At 67.7% G+C, this 15,996-nt stretch carries 20 protein-coding genes; 13 read left to right on the top strand and 7 right to left on the bottom strand.

The window, feature by feature from the left end; translation table 11 throughout:
* Window positions 1-102: 102 nt before the first annotated feature.
* On the bottom strand, window positions 103-915 hold the full coding sequence (locus P0Y33_RS10390; protein ID WP_279527340.1) for a DUF7537 family lipoprotein: 813 nt from the start codon (window positions 913-915) through the stop codon (window positions 103-105).
* A 152-nt stretch (window positions 916-1,067) separates the two neighbouring features.
* Here P0Y33_RS10390 and P0Y33_RS10385 point away from each other — a divergent pair, with 152 nt between their 5' ends.
* The gene (locus tag P0Y33_RS10385) at window positions 1,068-1,538 is read left to right on the top strand and encodes an FKBP-type peptidyl-prolyl cis-trans isomerase (protein WP_279527339.1); all 471 of its coding nucleotides are present in this window, start codon (window positions 1,068-1,070) and stop codon (window positions 1,536-1,538) included.
* A gap of 16 nt (window positions 1,539-1,554) precedes the next feature.
* On the opposite strand, the gene P0Y33_RS10380 is transcribed toward P0Y33_RS10385, so the two are convergent.
* Window positions 1,555-2,271: a hypothetical protein gene (locus P0Y33_RS10380; protein ID WP_321170510.1), complete on the bottom strand. Its 717-nt coding sequence runs from the start codon at window positions 2,269-2,271 to the stop codon at window positions 1,555-1,557.
* Window positions 2,272-2,425: 154 nt separating this feature from the next.
* On the opposite strand from P0Y33_RS10380, the gene P0Y33_RS10375 reads away from it, so the two are divergent.
* The 6 genes from P0Y33_RS10375 (at window position 2,426) to P0Y33_RS10350 (ending at window position 7,325) form a co-directional block, all read left to right on the top strand.
* Entirely contained in the window at window positions 2,426-3,637 is a 1,212-nt protein-coding gene (locus P0Y33_RS10375; protein ID WP_279527337.1) for an MFS transporter, read from the top strand.
* 74 nt (window positions 3,638-3,711) lie between these two features.
* On the top strand, window positions 3,712-4,866 hold the full coding sequence (locus P0Y33_RS10370) for a glycosyltransferase family protein (RefSeq protein ID WP_279527336.1): 1,155 nt from the start codon (window positions 3,712-3,714) through the stop codon (window positions 4,864-4,866).
* A 25-nt stretch (window positions 4,867-4,891) separates the two neighbouring features.
* Window positions 4,892-5,368, top strand: coding sequence for a DUF7109 family protein (locus P0Y33_RS10365; protein WP_279527335.1), 477 nt, complete (start codon window positions 4,892-4,894; stop codon window positions 5,366-5,368).
* Between the two features lie 25 nt (window positions 5,369-5,393).
* Window positions 5,394-5,972: an NUDIX hydrolase gene (locus P0Y33_RS10360; protein ID WP_279527334.1), complete on the top strand. Its 579-nt coding sequence runs from the start codon at window positions 5,394-5,396 to the stop codon at window positions 5,970-5,972.
* A 67-nt stretch (window positions 5,973-6,039) separates the two neighbouring features.
* A complete protein-coding gene (locus tag P0Y33_RS10355) occupies window positions 6,040-6,399 on the top strand; it encodes a DUF7522 family protein (protein WP_279527333.1) in 360 nt (119 codons plus the stop codon).
* 134 nt (window positions 6,400-6,533) lie between these two features.
* Entirely contained in the window at window positions 6,534-7,325 is a 792-nt protein-coding gene (locus P0Y33_RS10350; protein ID WP_279527332.1) for a DUF7388 family protein, read from the top strand.
* Here P0Y33_RS10350 and P0Y33_RS10345 read toward each other — a convergent pair.
* Entirely contained in the window at window positions 7,322-7,498 is a 177-nt protein-coding gene (locus P0Y33_RS10345; protein WP_279527331.1) for a hypothetical protein, read from the bottom strand. The two genes, P0Y33_RS10350 and P0Y33_RS10345, sit on opposite strands and share 4 nt — an antisense overlap.
* 176 nt (window positions 7,499-7,674) lie before the next feature.
* Between P0Y33_RS10345 and P0Y33_RS10340 the strand changes: the two genes are divergently transcribed.
* The gene (locus P0Y33_RS10340) at window positions 7,675-8,790 is read left to right on the top strand and encodes an NAD(P)/FAD-dependent oxidoreductase (protein ID WP_279527330.1); all 1,116 of its coding nucleotides are present in this window, start codon (window positions 7,675-7,677) and stop codon (window positions 8,788-8,790) included.
* Window positions 8,791-8,844: 54 nt separating this feature from the next.
* Window positions 8,845-9,237, top strand: coding sequence for a hypothetical protein (locus P0Y33_RS10335; protein ID WP_279527329.1), 393 nt, complete (start codon window positions 8,845-8,847; stop codon window positions 9,235-9,237).
* Between the two features lie 7 nt (window positions 9,238-9,244).
* Here the strand turns inward: P0Y33_RS10335 and P0Y33_RS10330 are convergent, their stop codons facing one another.
* On the bottom strand, window positions 9,245-9,403 hold the full coding sequence (locus tag P0Y33_RS10330) for a DUF7559 family protein (RefSeq protein WP_279527328.1): 159 nt from the start codon (window positions 9,401-9,403) through the stop codon (window positions 9,245-9,247).
* Window positions 9,404-9,511: 108 nt separating this feature from the next.
* Between P0Y33_RS10330 and P0Y33_RS10325 the strand changes: the two genes are divergently transcribed.
* The gene (locus tag P0Y33_RS10325; protein WP_279527327.1) at window positions 9,512-10,321 is read left to right on the top strand and encodes a DUF429 domain-containing protein; all 810 of its coding nucleotides are present in this window, start codon (window positions 9,512-9,514) and stop codon (window positions 10,319-10,321) included.
* On the opposite strand, the gene P0Y33_RS10320 is transcribed toward P0Y33_RS10325, so the two are convergent.
* Both P0Y33_RS10320 and P0Y33_RS10315 read right to left on the bottom strand, forming a co-directional pair.
* The gene (locus tag P0Y33_RS10320; RefSeq protein WP_279527326.1) at window positions 10,318-10,635 is read right to left on the bottom strand and encodes a hypothetical protein; all 318 of its coding nucleotides are present in this window, start codon (window positions 10,633-10,635) and stop codon (window positions 10,318-10,320) included. The two genes, P0Y33_RS10325 and P0Y33_RS10320, sit on opposite strands and share 4 nt — an antisense overlap.
* Before the next feature lie 71 nt (window positions 10,636-10,706).
* Complete coding sequence (locus P0Y33_RS10315; RefSeq protein ID WP_279527325.1) at window positions 10,707-11,372, bottom strand: response regulator transcription factor; 666 nt, start codon at window positions 11,370-11,372, stop codon at window positions 10,707-10,709.
* Window positions 11,373-11,510: 138 nt separating this feature from the next.
* On the opposite strand from P0Y33_RS10315, the gene P0Y33_RS10310 reads away from it, so the two are divergent.
* The 3 genes from P0Y33_RS10310 (at window position 11,511) to P0Y33_RS10300 (ending at window position 15,445) form a co-directional block, all read left to right on the top strand.
* The gene (locus P0Y33_RS10310) at window positions 11,511-13,064 is read left to right on the top strand and encodes a sensor histidine kinase (protein WP_279527324.1); all 1,554 of its coding nucleotides are present in this window, start codon (window positions 11,511-11,513) and stop codon (window positions 13,062-13,064) included.
* A gap of 27 nt (window positions 13,065-13,091) precedes the next feature.
* Window positions 13,092-13,640, top strand: coding sequence for a response regulator (locus P0Y33_RS10305; protein WP_279527323.1), 549 nt, complete (start codon window positions 13,092-13,094; stop codon window positions 13,638-13,640).
* Window positions 13,641-13,741: 101 nt separating this feature from the next.
* The gene (locus P0Y33_RS10300; protein ID WP_279527322.1) at window positions 13,742-15,445 is read left to right on the top strand and encodes a radical SAM protein; all 1,704 of its coding nucleotides are present in this window, start codon (window positions 13,742-13,744) and stop codon (window positions 15,443-15,445) included.
* Window positions 15,446-15,521: 76 nt separating this feature from the next.
* Here the strand turns inward: P0Y33_RS10300 and P0Y33_RS10295 are convergent, their stop codons facing one another.
* Window positions 15,522-15,926 carry a TRAM domain-containing protein gene (locus P0Y33_RS10295; protein ID WP_279527321.1) on the bottom strand — a complete coding sequence of 135 codons (405 nt, stop codon included), beginning with the start codon at window positions 15,924-15,926 and terminating at the stop codon, window positions 15,522-15,524.
* Between the last annotated feature and the right edge of the window lie 70 nt (window positions 15,927-15,996).

Below are 15,996 nucleotides of genomic sequence, written 5' to 3'. Positions count from 1 at the left end.
GACTCGCCGTGACTTCGCTCGCGAGACCGCCACGCTACGGGTCGGAATCGAAGCGTGGAGAAGAAAGTACCGTCTCGTCTGATTTTCGCCCAGTCCGAACCGTCAGGACGTCTTTTCGAGCGCCGTGTCGACCCACGACGGCCGGTCGACCGTCGCGTCGCCGACCTTCGAGATCTGCATCGACTCGTGGACGGTCAACCGCTTCCCGTCGAGCGTCACCGTGTAGGTGAGTTCGTAGGAGCGGACGACGCCGTTCGAGGCGATTCTGGCGGTGAAGGAGACGTTGGAGACGTTCCCGTACTTCTCGGTCGGGGCGAGTTGGTTGGGGTACTGGACGGTCGTCGACTCGACGACGTGGAGCGTCTGTCCGTTCGGCCCGGTCGTCGTGCCCGCGAGTTTCGTCTCCATCGAGGAGAAGATCACGTAGAGACGCTCGTAGTAGTCCTCGTGGGGGAGTTCCGGCGGTTGCGAGAGACGCGCGTAGTTCGTCTCGCCGTCGGCACCGGGTTCGGTCGCGCGGAGGATGACGCTCTCGTTGGACCAGTAGGCGACCTCACCGGCGGGCGTGCCGAGGAACGGCGTCCCCGGTCCCTTCGCCGTGATGTGCGACGTGAAGTGCGTGTCACTGCTGCCGTAGGTCGTCGACTCCGTCCGGGACGCGTAGAGCGTTCCGTTCGCGTACGTCTCGGTCACGTTACTCTGGAGCGTGTAGGAACTCCGCTGGAGCACTTCCGCGTGTGTCGAGAGGAGTTCCGCGGGGTCGGTGACGCCCTTCTCGGTGACGCCCGGGAGCTGACTCGGCGGCGGCGCTTGCGTCGTCTCGGTCGTCTGCACTGGCGCACTCGGGCCGCCGATGCCGGCACATCCCGAGAGTACGAGTATGGCTGCGAGCGCGATAGCCTGGAGGGTACGCATGGTCGTCTCGTGTCTGCTCGCGGGTCCGGCAAAGGTCTGACGACCGCGAAGGCGGACGTGAGTGTGGGCGTGGCACGCCGTCGCAGTCGGTGACCCCGGTCTCGCTGGTGCGCGATGCCATCGTTTATCCGACTGGCTCCCTACTCACGACTATGGCTATCACCACCGAGGATACGGTTTCACTGGAGTACGTCGGTCGACTGCCCGAGGGAGAGGTCTTCGACACCTCCCGCGAGGACGTCGCCGAGGAGGAAGGGCTCGCGGAGGCCCAGCCCGAACGCGAGTACGAACCGCTCGAAGTGACGGTCGGCGCTGGCGAGGTCATCGAGGGCCTCGACGAGGCGCTCGTCGGGATGGAGGTCGGCAGCGAGGACTCTATCGAGATTCCGCCCGAGAAGGCCTACGGCGAGTACGACGAGAGCCAGACCCAGGAGTTCGAACGCGAGCAGTTCGAGGAGATGCTCCAGGGCGCGACGCCCGAGGAAGGCATGCGTATCCAGTCCCCGCAGGCCGGCGTCGGTCGCGTGACCGAGGTCACCGAGGACTCCGTCACCGTCGACTTCAACCACGAACTCGCCGGCGAGACGCTCGTCTTCGACGTCGAGATCGTCGCCATCGAGTAACGCTCCCCGTCGCCACTCAGAACCCACCGTACCGTAGGGACACCATGATGGCGACGAGGACGAGCTGGAAGAACCCCTGAACGCCGCCGAGTTTGGCGTTCTGCTGACCGATCGCGGCGATGACCGCGGGGTCGGGTCGTTCCGACACCATCTCTTTGTACATCCGGATCTCGCCGGGGAGCAGGAAGCCGAAGCCCTGGACCGACAGGAGCGTGACGACGGCGAGTGCGGCGACGACGGCGGGTGTCGTCATCTGCAGTCGTCCGACCGTCAGCCCGACCCACGCTAACGAGCCAACCGTCGCCACCGCGAACGGGAGTTGCCACCGCCAGTCCGTCCAGGTGTTCAGCCGCCACCCGAGGAGTACGAGCACCGGAACCAGGTTGACCGCGGTGAACAGCGCGAGCCACGGTTCCGCGTGTGGGAACAGCCCCATCCGCATCGCGAGGGTGAGTCCCGCCGCGATGGTGGTCACCGCCAGTGCCGGCAGGAGGAAAGCTGTCTTCGGCGTGAGTCGCTCGAACACGTCCGCACTCGTCTCTTCGTCCGCGCCGCCCAGAACCGGCCCGAGCACGCCGCCGATGAAGATGTCGATGCCGGTCCACAGGAGGCCGGTCATGACGTGGACGTACGTGTGTGTCCTGAGCGACCCGACGGTCACCGCGTAGCCGAGCGCCGCGAGCGGGACCACCACGACCGCGACCGCGAACGCCGGATTCGCCCGCCGTGCCATCCCCCGTATCGTTCCCCGAATCGTCGTAGACGTCATCGACGCCGTATTTTTACTTTCCTCACATAAATCGCCCGACTGCGGACGTCGGTCGAGCCGTCGAGCCCCGCCCGCGAACCACAAGGATTGACGGTTGCCCCACTCGTACGGCGTGGTAGTGTCCTCCGCAGCGAACGCCCCTCGTAGCGACGACGCCCGTATCCGCGTGTTCGGGTCACTGTGCGGACTCGTCTTCCTCGTCAACTTCGGGCGCGTCACGTTCGCACCGCTCATCGGTGCCGACGTGTTCACGACCGCCTTCGACGCGTCGGCGGCGACAGCCGGGTTCATCGCGACGGCGGCGTGGCTCGGCAGCGCGGCCCCACGGCTCCCCGCCGGCTACCTCCTGACCCGCTTCCCGCGCGAACGGGTCGTCCTCGGGACCGGTCTCTTCCTCGCCCTCGCCGCCTTCCTCATGGCGCAGGCCAACTCCGTGAACACGGTGCTCGTCGGCGCGTTCCTGGTCGGAATCGCCAGTGGCGTCTACTTCATCGCGGCCAACCCGCTGGTGAGCGAACTGTTCCCCGACCGGGTCGGCCGCGTCCTCGGCATCCACGGGACCGCCTCGCAACTCGCGGCGGTCGTCGCGCCGCTCCTGGTGGTGGCAGTCCTCGCCCAGGCCTCGTGGCGACTCGTCTTCTACGGACTCGGGACGGCCGCGATCGTCTCGGCGCTCGCCTTCTTCCACACGTCGAAACGTGCCGAGATGCCACAGGCCGGCGCCGCCGACCGCCACCTCCTCCGCGCGGCGCGCAACCAGTGGCCCATCGTCCTCACCGGCGTCGTCATTATGGGGCTCACCGGCTTCGTCTGGCAGGGCGTGTTCAACTTCTACGTGAAGTACCTCACCGCGACGAAGGGCGTCGACGGCGCGACCGCGCAGACCCTCCTCACCGTCGTCTTCGCCGCCGGCGTCCCCGCCTTCTGGTACGCCGGGAAACTCGCCGACCGCCTCCCGACGCTCCGACTCCTCCTCACCATCCTCGGGGCGTTCGCGGTCTGTCTGTTCTCCCTCACCCTGTCCAGTGGCTTCCTCCCCATCGTCGCGGTCTCCGTGGCGACGGGATTCGTCATCCACAGTCTCTTCCCGACGATGGACACCTTCCTCCTCGGGTCGCTCCCGGACGAAGACCGAGGGTCGGCCTACGCCGTCTACAGCGGGTCGATGATGGTCATGCAGGCTAACGGCAGCGCGGCCGTGGGGTGGTTCGTCGACGCGGGGTTCGCCTACAACACCATCTTCCAGACGCTCGCGGGCGGTCTCGCCGTCCTCGTGACGCTCCTCTACGTCGCCTACCGACTCGGCTGGCTCCCCCACGCGGCGCGGTAGGGTAGTCGCGGGAGAGACGGGGACCGCGGTGCCGGGAACGAAAACGTGTTCCTCGTCGGCCCATCAGCGAACGTATGGACTACACGCAGGAGCGCATCGCGACGCTCCACGACTACGGCGAGGCGACGCCCGACGCGCCCGTCGAACGGGCCACCGTGGTCGTCCCGATGACCGAGCGGGAGTACGCCGGACTCGCGGCGGAGGGCGTCCTCTCGGAACTCGCGGCGGTCGGTCCCGGCGAGGTACTCGTCCCGCTCCGCGCGCCCGCCGAGAAGGTCCCCGCGTTCGTCGAGTGGCTGCAGTCGTTCGACCTGCCGCTCTCGGTCCTCTGGTGTAACGGGCCGAACGTCGACGCGCTCCTCGCCGAACACGACCTCGCCGGCACCACGGGGAAGGGCCGCGACGCGTGGCTCGCGCTCGGCCTCGCGACCGCCGGCGAGCGGGGTCACGACCGCGAATACGTCGTCCTCCACGACGCCGACACGAAGACCTACTCCCGCCGCGACGTCCCGAAACTCCTCTTCCCACTCTGTGAGGGGTACGACTTCGTGAAGGGCTACTACGCGCGGGTGGAGAACCGCCGCCTCTACGGGCGGCTCTTCCGGCTCTTCTACGAACCGCTCGTCGAGACGCTCCGCCGCGAGCACCACGCCGACGTGCTGGAGTACCTCGGTGCGTTCCGCTACGCCCTCGCCGGCGAATCCGCGATGACGACGGACGTCGCCCGCTCGTTGCGCGTCCCCCGGAAGTGGGGCGTCGAGGTCGGCATCCTCGGCCAGACGTTCGACCTCGCGGGCTTCGACGCCACCGCGCAGGTCGACCTCGGGCGCTACGAACACGACCACCGGGCCGTCTCCGGTCCCACCGGTCTCTCGGACATGAGCGAGGGCGTCGGGCGAGAGTTGTTGCGGGGTGTGGAGGCGGCGGGTGTCGACCCCGACTACGACACCCTCGCCGCCAGGTACGTCGAGACGGGCGAGCGGTTCGTCCGGCAGTACGCCGACGACGCGGCGTTCAACGGCTTCGACCACGACGTCGCCGCCGAGCGCGAGCAGGTCCACACCTACGCCGACGCCGTCGCCCCGCCGGGCGAGGACACCAGGCTCCCCGCGTGGCGCGACGCTCCCATCGACCCCGTAGACGTGCGGGCATCCGCCGCGTCCGACCTGGAGTCGCTCGGCGTCGACCCGTCGGTCGTGTCGCCGGCCGGCGGCGAGGGGCCAACCTGATGTGTTTGGCCCCCCTTCGGCGGGTATGGACCGAACGAAGGACGAACTCGCGGGCGTCGTCGACCTCTTCGGCGGACTGACCCGCGACGAACTCGCGAGGGCGCTCACGGAACTCGCCTTCCGCCGCGGCGCGGACGTCGACGAGTCGGCCGTCGACCGACTCATCGAGGAGGCCCGTGAGGACTACTACCTCGTCGGCGTCGAGACCGACGAGTACGCGGCCGCCGACGACCGCGAACTCCTCGTCCCCGGCCCCGTCGCGTTCCCGACGGTACCCGACGACGGCGAGGACCTCCCCCACATCCTCGACGTCGAGCGTCGTCGCGTCCCGCGCGAGGACCGCGCCGCGGCGTTCCGCGCCCGACTCGCCGCCGAAATCGGCACCGACCCCGACGAGTCGCGCGTCGAGTACCTCCTCGACGTGACCTACGACGCCGAGACGTGGGCACCGGTCGAGGCCGACGACCTGCGCGAGCGCCTGCAGTCACACCTCGATAGTTAAGTCCGTCCGTCGCTACCCTCCCCACATGGACCTCGACCGCGTCGCCGCCCACGACCCGGTCCCCGTCGTCGACGAAGAGCGGGACGCCGCGGTGCTCGTTCCCATCGTCGAACGCGGTGGCGACCCCCACCTCCTGTTCATCAAGCGCGCCTCCCACCTCGGCGAGCACCCCGGCCAGATGGGGTTCCCGGGCGGCGGCCGCGAACCCAGCGACGCCGACCTCGAAGCGACGGCCCTCCGCGAGGCCGAAGAGGAGATCTCGCTCCACCCACACGAGGTGGACCTCGTCGGTCGACTCGACGACATCAGCACGACCTCGGGCTACGCGGTCACACCCTACGTCGGCCACATCCCGGACCGACAGTACACCCCCGACGAGTACGAGGTCGACGAAATCGCCGTCCTCCCGGTCGACGGCCTCGCCGACCACGACAACTACGAGGTCGAGCGCCGCGAACACCCCCGCTACGGCGAGTCGCTCGTCCACTTCTTCCACGTCGACGGCTACACCGTGTGGGGCGCGACCGGTCGCATCCTCGTGCAGTTCCTCCAACTCGCGCTCGACTGGGAACCCCCGGAGCGCGTCGACTGGGTCATCGACTAGCGACTCGCCGTCGACCCACTCGAAGACGGTGACGGGATTTTTGTACCGTCGACTGGACGGACAGCGTATGGAAGTACAGGCCGAACGACTGGCCGAGTTCGTCCGCGAGCGCGTCGGCGACGCCGTCCGCGCCGTCGGCTACCACACGAGCGGCGAGATCGACGTCGTCTACGTCCGCGACGACGTGGCGAAACAGTACCCGCCCGAGCGCGTCGAGCGGTTCGCGAGCGTCTCGCGCGGGATCAACGACGACCTGAGCCGACTCGACGAGATGGGTCGGCCGAAGTCGAGTCTCCACTCGCTCGAGGAGGGGTTCATCCTCCAGTTCCACGAGGGGGCGGGCGACGTCGTCTTCCTCGCGATGGACCGCGAGGTCGGCCGGAACCTCACGCGGTTCATCGACGAGTGTCGCGAGCAGATGCGCTGACCGGCGTCGTTCCGAACGGAACGCTTTTGCCGGCCGCTCCTGTATCGACACCGTACATGGTCGCACAGACGATGGATCGCGTTCCGCCGCTGCACTGAGACCCACTCCTCCGTGTTCTCCCGTGGTGATACCGCATGTTGACTAGCGACGCCGCCGAACGGGGCCTCCGCGCGGCCGACCTCGACGCCGTCGCGCTCAAACCGGCCGAGTGCGACGTCTCGAAGGCGCTCGAACTCCCCGTCGAGACGGTCGTCGTCGACTACGAGGGTCACGAGCACTTCCCCGACAACGACCTGCTGGCGCTGCTCGGCGCCGAGAAGACCCTCCGCGTGACGACGCCCGTCCGCGCCGACGGCTTCGACCCCCTGGGTGACGACTCGGTCGTCCGCGCGCTCCCCGACGACGCCAAGCGCGTCCTCGTCGCGGGCCACGGCGCCTACCTCTCGCCCGAGGAGGGCGAACGGGCCGTCGCCCCCCGGTTCGGCGAGGCGGTCGAGACAGCCGACGACGCCTGGGTCGGGACCGAAGGCATCGAGCGCATCGCCCTCGCGACGGGGGCCACACAGTTCGAACTCCTCTCCGGGACCACCGCCCGCGACGTCCGCGCGATGCGTGCGGCCGGGTTCGAGGGCGAGGTGGCCGTCTACGCGCCGACCGTCCTCACGGACGACGAGGACACCGTCCTCGACTCCGTCGGGGCGTACGCCGCCCGCCGTCGGCCCGTTCGCGAGGCGCTCCCCGACGACGCGCCGACCGACGGCACCGCGACCGGGCGCGCTCGCGAAGTTCTCTCGCGGGCCGTCCGCGACTACGCGCTCGTCGGCGACGTCGGGTCCGTCCAGGAGCACGTCGCCACGCTCCGCGAGGCCGGCGTCGACACGGTCGTCGGCTACCCCGCCCGCGGCGTCGAGGCGTTCCTCGACTAGTCGTCGGTGACGAGGTAGGTCCGCCCGACGGTCCGCTCGAAGTGGGCGTCACCCGCCCGGTCCTCGACACACGCCAACGCCCGCTCCAGCGGCATCTCCGAGACCTCCATCTTCGTCCCCGGCCGGTCGAGTTCGTTCCCGTTCCCTCGCTCGAAGCCGATGTTCGTGTTCATACTCGTACACTGACGCGAGTCGTACTTGTAGCTCGGCCATGCGCGCGGTGAAAGTGAAAGTGAAGCGAACGTGCCGTCTCCAGTCGGTTTTCCGGCCGTCCAGTTTCGACCGCCGGTCGGTACGATTCGGGGTGACCCACCGACAACTAAGGGCGAGTCTCCCGTCTCGTCCAGCGATGACTGACTCGTCGGTCGAGCGGGTGGCCGTCGTCGGTGGTGGCGCCGTCGGACTCACGGCCGCGTTCGACCTCGCGGACGCGGGCGTCGACGTCACGCTCTACGAACGAGACGAACTCGGGAGCGGCAGTACGAACCGGGCGGCGGGAATCGTCTACGACGCCTTCGCCGAGGACGTGGACGTCGGCATCGCCGAGCGAGCGGTCGAACGCTTCCGCGACTTCTCGGGCGAGGGCGACTTCCGGTTCGACGAGGTGTCGTACGTCTGGTTCGCGACGGACGCGGCCGACGCCGACGCGATTCGCGAGCAGGTGTCGCGGATGCGCCACCACGACCGCGACGTCGAGACGCTCGACGCGGCCGAACTCCGGGCGGCGTACCCCGCACTCCGGACCGACGACGTCGAGGTCGCCGCGGTCGCGCGGACCGCCGGCACGGCCGACCCTGCGGCGTACGTCGACCTGCTGGCGTCGAAGGCTCGCACGGCCGGCGTCGACCTTCGAACGGGGACGTCCGCAGACCTCGCCCTCGACTCCGACTCCGGTTCCACCGACGGTCCGCGTGTGAACGGCGAGTCCTACGACGCGGTGGTGGTCGCCGCGGGCGCACACACGAAACGGCTCCTCGCCGGGGCGGGGGTCTCCCTCCCGCTGTCCGTCTACCGGGCGCAGGTGTTGCGGACCCGTGGTCCCGCCACGCCGGTCGTCTACGACGCTACCGACGAGTTCTACTTTCGCCCGCACCCGCGGGGCATCCTCGCCGGCGACGGGGTTGAGCGAGACGTCTCGCCCGTCGACTGGGACGAGACGGCCGACGACGACTTCGTCGACGCGACTCGCGAGCGACTCGCAGACCGCCTCGTCAACTTCACGCCCGACGTCGAGGAGGCGTGGGCGGGCCTGTGCACGTCGACGCCCGACCACGACCCGCTGCTCGGGCCAGTCGGGTCGGTCGCACCGGGGTGGTACGTCGCCGCCGGGTGGGAGGGACACGGCTTCATGCGCGCGCCCGCGATCGGCGAGCACGTGGCCGACCTCGTCCTCGGCGACGCCGAACCGATCTCACCCTTCGACCCACGGCGCTTCGACACCCGGACCGACCGCCCACAGTCGTGAACGTTGCAGGGGTCTGCCCAGTGGATTATTGTAGGAGAGCGCCCGAGACGGCGTATGGACGTTGCACGCGACATGTGCCGAATCACGGTCGACAACGCGGGAGAGCGTGTTCGCTACTTCGCGGCAGCGCCGGCCGAGACGGGCAAGTTCGAGCCGTTACACGTCCGCGACGACCTCGAGTGGAACGCGGCGCGCCAACGGGAGGTGCTCTCGGAGTACGACGAACTGCTCGCGAAGGAGTCCTACGAGGAGATGATGGACGCGGAGAACGTCAACCAGATCATCAAGGTCGCCGACGCGAAGATTCTCTTCACCGGGTTCGTCGAGGACCTCATCGTCGTCGCGTCGTTCGAGCGCGGTATCTTCCCGGTCCTCGACGACATCGTCGAGGAGTTCGCCGACTACGTGCGAGAACACGACGTCGACTTCGTCGCCCTCGAAGCGTAGGTCGAGTTCAGACCTCGATACGTTCGAGACACGACGTCCCGCCGCAGAGCGGACACTGCAGGTCCGAGACGGAGAGGTCCTCGGCGACGTCGTAGGTGTAGTGGTTCTCGAACATGTCGAGTTCGCAGTTCTCCGAAGTGCACTTGAGCTCCTCCGTCTTGGGCATACGCGAGGATACAGGTGGCCTCGGGAAACCGTTTTCGGAGGGGGAAGCGTCCACCTGTGTACACCGTCGGGGAGTGGAGTTTTAGGGAAGCCGTGAGTGCTTCGGGTGATGGCTGCGCCCGACGCGTCCGCACACGACGTCCACGGCATCGACTTCAGCGGGGCGAGTGACGCCGGTCGGAAGGTCTGGATCGCGAGCGGCACGGTCGAGGACGGTGAACTCCACGTCCAGCGCTGTCGCTCGGCGGCGGACCTCTTCGGGACGACCGACCGCGAGGCGACACACGAGGCGCTCGTCGACTTCCTCCGCGACGGCGGACCCACGACAGTCGGACTCGACGCGCCCTTCTCGCTCCCCGGCGAGCTCGTCGACGCCGACTCGTGGGAGGCGTTCGTCCGCGGCTTCGACGACCGCTTCGACGACCCCGAGGAGTTCCGCGAGACGTGTCTGGAGCGCACCGACGGCGAGAACCGCCGACGGGACGCCGACGAGCGAGTCGGCGGACTCTGTCCCTACGACATCCGCGTCCACAAACAGACGTTCTACGCCGTCCGCGACGTCCTCGAACCGCTCTTGGACGACGTCTCCGTCCTCCCGATGCACGACACCGGTGCGAAGCGAACGCTCCTCGAAGTGTACCCGACGGCGGTCCTCGAACAGTTCGCGCTGTTCGCCGAGGGGTACAAGGAGTCCTCGGACCGCGGGGCGCGACGCCGTGGGCGCAACTTCGACGGACTCGAACGCTGTACCGGCGTCGAGTACGCGGACCGCGAGTCGCTGCGCGAGACGGTCGTCGAGAACAGCGGCGGCGACGCTCTCGACGCGATTCTCGCGGCGTACGCGGCCTACGACAACGCCGTCACCGACGATCCACTGGACGTCGAGTACGACGCGGTCGAGGGGTACGTCTACATCTAGAGCCGGCAGTACACGTCCTCGACGGCGGGGTCTTCCGGCTCGTACTCGGGACGCGGCCCGTCGAACGACTCCGTGGTGACGACGAGATCCTCGATCTCCGCGACGTCGAAGAGTTTCCACCCGACGGGTTCCCTGGACGCGCTGTAGCCACCGGTCTGGTAGCCACGGAGCAACTCCTCGCCGTCCGCCGTCTCGCCGTAGACGTGTGGTTCGACGACGCGACAGCCACCCGGTCCTTCGTCCGTTTCTTCGTGACCGTACTCGAAGGCGAGCACGTGCTGGGTCTCGATGGCCTCGCAGACGTCCTCGTTCACGTCTCGGGATTCACGGAGCGACGGCTAACGGCTTGTGGCCCTCGTGGGATCGTGTCACCGAGCGTCGACTGTCAGCGCCAGTCGCGTGTCGAACTGGTCTCGACGATGCGCTCCTCCAGGTCGTCGGTGTCGAGGTGTTCGAGTCGGTCTGCCGCCTTCGACTCGAGTCGTTCGAACTCTCCTCGCAGACTCTGGTAGCGCTCGTCTTCGGTGAGATCGTCGGCTGGGTACTGTTCTTGGAGGGCGCCGAGTTTCGCGCCGAGCGAGAACAGCGCCCGGACCTCCCGGATGTACAGAGTCCGGCGGAGGAGTTCGGTGACGGATTCGACGAGTTCGTTCTGCGAGACTGGCTTCCGGACGTACATGTCGAACTCCATGTCCGCTATGTCGAAGTCGGGTTCGACGGCGGTCATCATGGCGACGCGGGCCTCGCCATCCTGGCTCCGGATCCGCTGTAACGCCGTGGAACCGGACACGGTCGGCATCCGGCGGTCCAGCAACACGACGTCCACGTGGGGGCCGTACTCCTCGACCGCCTCGTCGCCGTCGTGTGCGAGAACGACGTCCCAGTGGGGTTCGAGCCACAACTGTACCGTCTCGGTGAGTTCCTCGTCGTCGACGACCATCACGACGCCGTCCGGTCGCTCCACCCCCCGGCCGACACGCTCACCGCCGTCGCAGCGAGGAACACTCCCTCCGAATTCGGACCTCGGTGCGACGGGTACGGCTGCGTCCATACGTAGACAATCGTCTCGGAACTCATAACGTTGGGTGTTAACACGGTTCTCCCGGTGAGTAGTCGATTCGTCCACTCTGTGGTCGTGACCCCCTACGACTTTCCGGCGCGTATGCTAGGTGTACCCATGGGAAGAGAGATGGATCGATGGCGCGGACTCGGTCTCCTGGCGGGTCTCGGAGCGGGAGCGTTCGTCCTCCCACTGTACGATATCTGGTCGGACGTCGCCGTCCCGCCGTACAAGTCGGTTTCCTCGACGCTCGCCGAGAACGCCCTCCCCGTGGCTCTCGCCGTCGTCTTCCTCGCTGGTGTCGTCCTGCTCTCGCGGCGTGACTGGGACGCCGACGAGACGTTCCGCGCGGCGAAGTGGACTAGCTCGGTCACGCTCGTCGGCGCGGTCCTGATGGCGTGGGTGCTCGGCATCCAACTCGTCGTCCAGGGCGACGTGAAGCCCTTCGTCGTCGCCGGGAACGCCGTCGTCATCGCGGCGGTGTCGGGACTCGCCATCGGAATCAGCGACGTCGAGCGCCGCCGTCGCTACGCGACGCTGCAGACCCAACGGAATCACTTCTCCGCACTGTACGAGAACACGACCGACGCTATCGTCACCTTCGGCCCGACCACCGAGGGCGTCGACGTCACGAACACGAACCGGACGTTCGACGCGCTCACGGACGACCCGCCTCGGCAGGTCCTCGACCGACTCGAACCAACCTCCGACGCCGAGATCGACGTCGACGTCGAGACGGACGAACTGAACGCGACCGACGGTGAGTTCTCGCCGGTCGAGTACGTCCGTGCGGGCGCACGACTGGACGTTGAGGCGCAGACCACTGTCGACGGAGCCCAGCGCTTCTTCAAACTCCGCGTCGTGCCGACAGACAACCGCCACACGTACGTCGTCCTCACGGACATCGGCGAGCAAAAAGAGCGCGAGCGGCTGATCGAAGAGCGCGGCGAACGTCTCGAACGCGAGAAGAGCCAACGTGAGCGAGAACTCGAAGAGCGAACGGACCAACTCGAGTTCCTCCACAGTCTCCTCAGACACGACGTCCAGAACGGCGTGATGGTGATTCGCTCCCGGGCGAACTTCGTCGCCGACCGGACCGACGGCCAACTCGAAGAGTTCGCGGAGACCATCGTCTCGCGGAGTACGGACATCGGTGATCAGATCGACCGGATGCGGGTCGCTCTCGAGACGCTGACGAGCGAGGAGTGGGAGACACAGCCAATCTCGATCTCGTTGCTCACGGAGCGCGTCGAATCCGTCGCCGGGGCGAACCCCGAGGCCGACCTGGCTGTCGAGGGCCGCCTCCCCGACGTGTCGGTCCGTGCCGACGAGATGTTCGGCGACGTCCTCGACAACCTCCTCCGGAACGCAGTCGAGCACAACGCCTCGGAGACGCCGACGGTCCGCGTCCGCGCGGCGGTCGAGGACGACTACGTCCGAATCGAGGTCGCGGACGACGGTCCTGGTATTCCGGAAGACCAGCGCGACGCCGTCTTCCGGCGCGGGGTCACGAGCGCGAGCGCGAGCGGCGACAGTGGATCCGGGTTCGGTCTCTTCTTCGCCGACTCGATGGTCGACGCCTACGGCGGGTCGATACGGGTCGAAGACAGCGACCTCGGCGGCGCGTGCTTCGTCCTCGAACTGAACCGGCCGGCGTCCGACGACGCCACCGAGTCACCGTAGCCACTCTCCCGACTCCACTCACCACCGATGTCCCCGATAGACTCCGAATCCGATCCGGTCGTGCTCGCAGTCGACGACGACGAGGAGATCCTCGAAACCTACCGTCTCTGGCTGTTCGACGTCGCCGACGTCCGAACGGCCGTCGACGGCGAGACCGCACTCGACACGCTCCGGGACGACGTCGACGTGATTCTGCTCGACCGGATGATGCCCGGCCTGTCCGGACGCGAGGTCCTCGAACGGGTCCGCGAGACCGACGGGGAGTATCTCGTCGTCGTCGCCACCGCAGTCGACCCGGGGTACGACGTCGTCGACTCGGACTGCGACGCCTACCTCCCGAAACCGATGTCGCGCGAGCGCCTCGTCGAAACTGTCGACCGGGTGCGACGGCGCGACGAGTACCCGTCGCAGGTCCAGGAGTACCTCCGACTCCGCTCTCTCAAGCGGACACTCGAAGCGGTCAAGGACCACGGCACGCTCGGCCAGCGGGACGAGTACCGACGGCTCTGTGAACGTATCGACGCACTCGAAGCCGAGTGTCGCGACGACCTCGACGACGTCGACGCGCTCGGGTGAGAGGTGTCGTCTCCGGGAGTTGAACTGGTGGTACCCGGCTTCGACTGCTGCACATCGCATCGATAGCCGAGTTTTTACTCCTTCACGCCCAACACGTGTGCATGACCGACCCCGCGGACCTCGACGTGACGCTCGTGGACGGCTACGTCGACGAGCCGGCGCACTTCGGCGTGCCGCCGTACATCTCGACGTACCCACGGTACACGGCCGGCGCGCTCGTCGACGCGGGGGTGCCCGCCTCGCAGATCACCTACCACACCATCGACGAACTCCGCGAGGAGCGCCGTCGGTGGGCGGACGTCGCGGACGCCGACCTGCTGATCTACATCGGCGGCATGACCGTCCCCGGCAAGTACGTCGGCGGGACGCCCGCCGAACCCGACGAGGTACGAGAACTCGCCTGGACCGCCGAGGGGACCTCGCTGATGGGCGGTCCCATCCGTTTCGGCGTCGGCGAGCAGAACGAGGGCGCCTCCGACATGGAGCGCAAGGACCTCGACTTCGACTTCCTCGCGATGGCCGACGTCGAGGCCGCCGCCTACGACCTCGTGAACGACGGCCTCGAAGGCTTCGAGGACCGCTACCGCGACAACGCCGAGGTCGACCGCTGGGCCGAGGCGGGCGCCTTCGTCGTCGAACAGCACCCCAACCACCCCGACTACCTCATCTGCGAGATGGAGACCTCCCGCGGATGTGCCTACCGCTGTTCGTTCTGTACCGAACCGATGTACGGCGACCCGGACTTCCGCGCGCCGCCCTCGGTCGTCTCGGAGGTCGACGCCCTCTCCGACCACGGCGTGAAGCACTTCCGCCTCGGCCGGCAGGCCGACATCCTCGCCTACGGCGGCGACGGCGAGGCGCCCAACCCCGACGCCCTCCGCCAACTCTACGGCGGGATTCGGGAGGTCGCCCCCGACCTCGAAACCCTCCACCTCGACAACATGAACCCGGTCACCATCGTGAACTGGCCGGAGGAGTCGAAGGAGGCCATCCGCGTCATCGCCGAGCACAACACGCCCGGCGACACCGCCGCGTTCGGCCTGGAGAGCGCCGACCCCGTCGTCCAGGAGCAGAACAACCTCCTCGTCACCGCCGACGAGTGTCTGGAAGCGGTCCGCATCGTCAACGAGGTCGGCGGGTGGCGACCCGGCGACGACCCCGACGACGCGCCCACCTTCGGCGACGGGGCGGCGAATCGACTGCCGAAACTCCTGCCCGGCATCAACCTCGTCCACGGCCTGCAGGGCGAGCGCCCGGAGACCTACGAGCACAACAAGGAGTTCCTCCAGCGCGTCTACGACGAGGGACTGATGCTCCGGCGCATCAACATCCGGCAGGTGATGGCCTTCGAGGGGACGGAGATGGCCGAGACGGGCGCCGACATCGCCAAGGAGCACAAGAAGCAGTTCAAACACTACAAGCGGGAGATCCGCGAGGAAGTGGACAACCCGATGCTGAAGCGCGTCGTCCCCACCGGCACGGTGCTGGAGGACGTCTTCCTCGAGAAACACGAGGACGGCAAGACGTTCGGGCGCCAACTCGGCAGCTACTCGCTGCTCGTCGGCATCCCCGGCGAGCGCGAACTCGGGCGGGCCATCGACGTCGTCGTCACCGACCACGGCTACCGGTCCATCACGGGCGTCCCCTACCCCCTCGACCTCAACGAGGCCTCGATGGACGAGTTGAGCGCGATTCCCGGCGTCGGGAAGCAGACCGCCGGCGACATCGTGGTGAACCGGCCACACGAGACCGTCGACGGGGTCGCGGAGAACGTCGACCTGGGGAAGTACGCGCGAACGGAGTGAGCGCGCGCTCGTCGCGTGAGCGGCGAGGCGACACGTCGCAGTGTGAAGGTGTCGAGAAACGGGTTCGCGTCGGGGGTCAGGCTTCTTCGTCGATGATCTCCCCGACCGCGAAGTTCGACTTGACCTCGGTGATCTCGATCTTCACGCGTTCGCCGATCTCGGCGTCCGGGACGATGATGACGTAGCCGCGCTCGACGCGCGCGATGCCGTCGCCTTGCTTCCCGATGTCCTCGATCTCGACGTAGCGGATCTCGCCTTCCTCGACCGGCGGTTGTGGTTCCGACGTCGAGGTGGACGTGCTCTTCGTCGACTGCTCCGACTCGTCGGTTTCCTCCCGGGCGATGAGTGCGACGCGGTACGTCTCGCCGGGTTCGATGGAGCCGGACTCGATCTCGCGTCGCGGAATCTCGACGACGTACTCGTCGTCTTCGACCGTGACTTCGCCGTTGAACAGACAGAGGAGCTTATCAGAGATTTCCAAGGTGGTAGACCTCCGAGTCGACCCACGTAATTATTCGTAATATAGCTTCGGACCCCCGCGTTCCCCTCGG

The organism is Halospeciosus flavus, from assembly GCF_029814175.1.
Classification (GTDB): domain Archaea; phylum Halobacteriota; class Halobacteria; order Halobacteriales; family Halobacteriaceae; genus Halospeciosus; species Halospeciosus flavus.
The sequence above is the reverse complement of the archived record's forward strand: the minus strand, read 5'-3'. Positions and strand labels throughout refer to the sequence as shown.